This is a genomic window from Oleiphilus sp. HI0117 (assembly GCF_001635235.1).
Map to the genome: position 1 here is coordinate 1 of NZ_LWGA01001220.1, position 753 is coordinate 753.

1 protein-coding gene is annotated in these 753 nt (G+C 55.7%); it reads right to left on the reverse strand.

The window, feature by feature from the left end:
• Positions 1-753: transposase (locus tag A3757_RS21355; RefSeq protein ID WP_197470195.1), on the reverse strand; the 753-nt coding region annotated here is incomplete at both ends.

Here is a 753-nt window from a genome sequence, read left to right on the forward strand (position 1 = left end):
AGCCAGTCAGTATCGGCTGCTTCTAGTTTGTCAGGCTTTTTTCCGCGTTTAGCCGGTGTGACCTGAACACGGTGTTTGCTGTTCGGTGCGAAGACTCCGTGGAATCGGGTGAGGTTGACGCGCGGCTTGGGTACCAGTGCAGCCAGCTTGGCCATGAAGTCCATGGGTTCGAAGATCACATGGGTTGTGCCATTGCGATACGGGGTTTTGAGTTCATACCGAACGTGTCCATTGGAGGTCAATGCCAGGCGCTTTTCTGAAACAGCGGGTCGGCTAACGTAGCGGCAGAGCCGTTCGAGTTTATCCCTCTGATGTCCTTCGGCCATCACACCGGCATGGAGTGAAAACCCTGCCACTTTAGCCGCTTGGCCATAGCCTGGCTTCTCACTTTCGCAATGAGGGAAGGTTTGCAGGGTGAAGACCTTACTCCCTTGCTGGGGGCCGGTGGCGATGCGGTAAGTCACCGAGGAACCGTGCAGTTGCGTGAGTACATCTCCTCCTTCCTCGTCCAGCGTCAACCAGGTATTCTCGGCATCTCGCTCCAACAGACCGCGTTTTTCCAGGCAGCGAGCGACCCGGTGGCTGAGGGTGTTAACGAGCGCANTGAGTTCATGTTGAGTGGGTGCCTTGACCCGATGGAACCGCCGTTGGCCATAGGTATCTTCGGCGTATACGCCATCGAGAAATAGCATGTGGTAATGGACATTAAGGTTGAGCGCAGAACCAAAGCGTTGGATCAACGTCACTGCACCG